This window comes from Vibrio sp. V10_P2A27P122 (assembly GCF_963874335.1).
GTDB classification, from domain to species: Bacteria; Pseudomonadota; Gammaproteobacteria; order Enterobacterales; family Vibrionaceae; genus Vibrio; species Vibrio anguillarum.
In genome coordinates this window covers 1-4,246 of sequence record NZ_CAWNHY010000135.1, presented here as the reverse complement: position 1 = coordinate 4,246, position 4,246 = coordinate 1, and the positions used below count along the sequence as shown (strand labels likewise).

Sequence of the window (4,246 nt, the reverse complement as noted above, 5' to 3'; positions counted from 1 at the left end):
CTAGTCTGATAATCGAAGATTTCATTCTAGTTATTATTTATGCTGATCAATCCAAGAACCAGATTGGGTTCATGTTTTATTTTTGTAAGAGTTTATATCGAGGATCTTTTTCCAATTATCTTGAAAGTTATAGGTTTATTGGGTGAATTTGGTTGGATTATCCAGTGGTCGGAATGTTGAATAAGTGTTCCATTTGTATGTATTTCTAGTTCAGGAATTCGTGGCCCAATTATGTATTGATTTGGGTTTTTATCATCTTTAATCACTATAATTTCCTGTTCATTTACAAATACAGAACAATTTGGCGTTGGAGTGCAGCTCGTCATGTCGACGTTTTGATAAGAAAAAGTCCTCCAGAAAAAAGCGACCAAAAGAATGAGTAATGTGATTAGTATTTGAGCAAACCTGTGTTTTGTAAGCTTTTCTGAAGCCATGATGCTTTCTTCCTCGTGTAACAAACTTCAAAGTTTTGAAATAAAAGGCCAAATCCTGAACAACTGTAAGGTTACTACTCTGTCATTGAATTGTTAATTGCAGTATAGTTGACGGTTGAAAATGCCACTTTTTTTTAAAGTCAGCAATAGATAGTAACGTTATGATAAAGCAGTATTTCTATTGTGGATTTGGGGGGCATTACGACATGTGTCGTGTTGGAAGTAAAGTGTAGTTAATTAGAAATTGGAAGCATGCAAATGAGCCAAGAAAAGCAGCTTGAACAAAACTACAACTATACAGTTGTTCGGCAATTTACCTTAGTGACTATTCTCTGGGGTATTGTTGGTATGGCTGTAGGTGTTTTGATTGCCGCTCAATTAGTTTGGCCACAGCTAAACTTTGATACGCCGTGGTTGACGTACAGTCGCTTACGTCCTCTGCATACTAATGCGGTTATTTTTGCGTTTGGTACAAGTGCCCTCTTTGCAACATCTTATTATGTTGTTCAGCGTACTTGTCAAACTCGTCTATTTGGTGGTCCTCTTGTGCCCTTCACCTTTTGGGGATGGCAAGCCATTATTTTATCTGCAGCAATAACTTTACCTTTGGGTTATACCTCCGGTAAAGAATACGCGGAATTAGAATGGCCAATTGATATCGCCATTGCTCTTGTATGGGTATCTTATGCGGTAGTGTTTTTTGGAACACTCGTCAAACGTAAGACGGCACATATCTATGTGGCAAACTGGTTCTTCGGAGCTTTTATCCTTACTGTTGCTGTATTACATATTGTAAATAGCATGGCAATCCCTGTTTCTATGGGTAAATCGTATTCAGTTTACGCTGGGGCGGTGGATGCTATGGTTCAGTGGTGGTACGGTCATAATGCGGTGGGTTTCCTGCTTACTGCCGGCTTCCTTGGTATGATGTATTACTTTGTACCAAAACAAGCTGAACGCCCTGTTTATTCATACCGTTTATCGATTGTTCACTTTTGGGCTTTGATCTCTCTTTACATTTGGGCTGGTCCGCACCATTTACACTACACTGCTCTGCCTGACTGGACTCAGTCACTTGGCATGGTGATGTCGTTAGTGTTGTTTGCTCCTTCATGGGGCGGGATGATCAACGGGATCATGACGTTATCTGGTGCTTGGCATAAACTGCGCTATGACCCAATCTTACGATTCCTCATCGTTTCATTGTCATTCTACGGAATGTCTACGTTTGAAGGACCAATGATGTCGATTAAGACAGTTAACGCACTGTCACACTACACCGACTGGACCATTGGTCACGTGCATTCTGGAGCTCTAGGCTGGGTGGCAATGGTGTCGATTGGTTCGGTATACCATTTAATTCCTCGCCTATTTAACCAAGAGCGTATGTACTCTGTTGGTCTGATCAATGCTCACTTCTGGTTAGCGACTATTGGTACGGTGCTCTACATCGTTGCGATGTGGATTTCAGGTGTTATGCAGGGCTTGATGTGGCGTGCTGTTAACTCTGACGGTACGTTAACGTACAGTTTTGTTGAGTCTGTCCAAGCCTCTTACCCATTCTATACCGTTCGATTCATTGGTGGATTTATCTTCTTAGCAGGTATGTTCCTGATGGCTTACAACACGTATAAAACGGTTTTTGCACCAGATAATAGCTTAAAAGCTATTCCTCAACCGGCATAAGGAGATGAAAGAATGAGTTCTAATAATCGCCATGAAATCATCGAACGTAATGTCGGTTTACTGGCTATTTTCATTATTTTTGCCATCAGTTGGGGAGCCTTGGTTGAAATCACGCCATTGATTTTCCAAAAGCAAACTACTGAGCCTGTTGAAAATCTTAAGCCCTACACTGCGCTGCAACTTGAAGGCCGTGATATCTATATTCGCGAAGGTTGTAACGTTTGCCATAGCCAAATGATTCGCCCATTCCGTTCCGAAACGGAGCGTTATGGTCATTATTCGGTGGCTGGTGAAAGTGTTTGGGAGCATCCATTTGTGTGGGGTTCGAAGCGGACTGGGCCTGATTTGGCTCGTGTTGGTGGTCGTTATTCTGATGAATGGCATCGAGTTCACTTGACTAATCCTCGCGAACTGGTTCCTGAATCAAACATGCCCGGTTTTCCTTGGCTAGCAAAAAATGTGTTGGACGGCAAGCTTACGCAAAGCAAACTTGAATTATTCCGTAATCAGTTTGGTGTGCCGTATACCGATGAACAAATCGCGAATGCAGCAAAAGATGTCGAAGGGAAATCAGAAATGGATGCAATCATTTCTTATCTTCAATCTCTTGGTCACGCAATGAAGTAAGGGGTAGTTATGGATATCGGTACTATTCACAGTATTTGGACCATAGTGCTGTTCGTCTGTTTTATAGGCGTAGTGTGGTGGGCCTATGGCAAAAACCGTAAAGCTCGTTTCGATGAAGCGGCTAACCTCATTTTTGCCGATGAACAGCCCAAATCCTCTAAGGAACAAGGAGTGACTAAACAATGACGACATTTTGGAGTCTATGGGTCATCATCATTACGGTGGGAACTTTGCTGGGCTGTGCGATTCTGCTCGTTTGGTGTTTAAAAGACAAAATGGGAGTGGAAGAAGGCTCGGATATGGGCCATGAATACGATGGTATTCGTGAGCTCAACAACCCTCTGCCTAAATGGTGGACCTATCTTTTTATTAGTACGTTTATTTTTGCCGCTATCTATCTGACCCTCTATCCTGGGTTAGGTAGTTTTAAAGGTGTACTTGGTTGGCAAAGTTCAGATCAAACCATTCGCTCTCTTGATGAGTCCAAAGCCTCGATTGCAAATGCGCAAAACAATAAAGTGTTAGTACAGTATGCAAAAGAGTTAGATGACGCAAACACCTACTTTGGTGAAGCATTTAAACGCTTAGCTTATACTGGCGGCGGTTCGGATTTACGCCCTATTCCTGAAATTGCAGCAGATTCTGATGCATTGAAGGTTGGTCAGCGTTTATTCTTACAAAACTGCTCTCAGTGTCATGGTTCTGACGCTCGTGGTCAAAAAGGCTTTCCGAATCTAACCGATAATGCTTGGTTATATGGTGGTGAACCAGAAGCGATTGTGACCACTATCCGACATGGTCGTATTGGACAAATGCCAGCTTGGAAAGATGTCCTTGGTGAGCAAGGTGTGAAGGAAGTGGTGAGTTATACCCTAAGCCTTTCTGGGCGTTCTGTGAACGTTCGAGAAGCGGAAGCAGGTAAAGCTCGCTTCGTCGTTTGCGCCGCTTGTCATGGTACGGATGGTAAAGGTAACCCTGCGTTTGGAGCACCTGATCTTACTGATAACGATTGGTTATTTGGTGACTCAAGAGCCGATGTTACTCAAACGGTCATGCATGGACGATCAGGTGTTATGCCTGCTTGGAATGACATTCTCGGTGAAGATAAAGTTCAACTGGTTGCTGCTTACGTGTGGAGTTTAAGCAATACAGAGAACTAATTGCACAACAAAGGCAGCTCTTTATTAGGGCTGTCTTTCTTCTCTTTTTAATAAGCCTTCTTTATTTTGTTGTTGAGAACTTTTTTATGGTAACTCCTTGGTATAAACAATTCTGGCCGTGGTTTCTGATCATCTTACCGTTAATTGTGGTGATATGGACGATTGCAACGGTTATCGTCTTTTCTCAGAATTCAGTGTCATTGGTGACAGAGGATTACTACAAAAAGGCAAAGGCATTAATATTGACCTATCAAAAATTAACGAAGCAAAAGCATTAAAGCTCAGCTCGGAAGTCTACTCTGAGGGTAATGATATTATCTTCAAATTTAATAAAGGTGA

At 42.0% G+C, this 4,246-nt stretch carries 5 protein-coding genes and 1 pseudogene; 5 read left to right on the top strand and 1 reads right to left on the bottom strand.

Annotation, left to right across the window (positions count from 1 at the left end; genetic code table 11):
- Positions 1-92: 92 nt before the first annotated feature.
- Positions 93-434 carry a hypothetical protein gene (locus AACQ17_RS06925; RefSeq protein WP_013856898.1) on the bottom strand — a complete coding sequence of 114 codons (342 nt, stop codon included), beginning with the start codon at positions 432-434 and terminating at the stop codon, positions 93-95.
- Positions 435-692: 258 nt separating this feature from the next.
- Here AACQ17_RS06925 and ccoN point away from each other — a divergent pair, with 258 nt between their 5' ends.
- The 5 genes and pseudogenes from ccoN to AACQ17_RS06900 all read left to right on the top strand — a co-directional run.
- The gene (gene ccoN / locus AACQ17_RS06920) at positions 693-2,120 is read left to right on the top strand and encodes a cytochrome-c oxidase, cbb3-type subunit I (RefSeq protein WP_166538084.1); all 1,428 of its coding nucleotides are present in this window, start codon (positions 693-695) and stop codon (positions 2,118-2,120) included.
- 12 nt (positions 2,121-2,132) lie between these two features.
- Complete coding sequence (ccoO, locus tag AACQ17_RS06915; RefSeq protein ID WP_013856896.1) at positions 2,133-2,747, top strand: cytochrome-c oxidase, cbb3-type subunit II; 615 nt, start codon at positions 2,133-2,135, stop codon at positions 2,745-2,747.
- 9 nt (positions 2,748-2,756) lie between these two features.
- Positions 2,757-2,933 (top strand): CcoQ/FixQ family Cbb3-type cytochrome c oxidase assembly chaperone, encoded by a 177-nt coding sequence (locus AACQ17_RS06910; RefSeq protein WP_010320252.1) that lies wholly within the window; start codon positions 2,757-2,759, stop codon positions 2,931-2,933.
- A complete protein-coding gene (ccoP, locus tag AACQ17_RS06905; protein ID WP_013856895.1) occupies positions 2,930-3,907 on the top strand; it encodes a cytochrome-c oxidase, cbb3-type subunit III in 978 nt (325 codons plus the stop codon). Before AACQ17_RS06910 ends, ccoP begins: the two co-directional genes overlap by 4 nt.
- Positions 3,908-3,993: 86 nt before the next feature.
- Positions 3,994-4,246 (top strand): annotated as a pseudogene (locus AACQ17_RS06900) (FixH family protein); the annotation flags it as partial.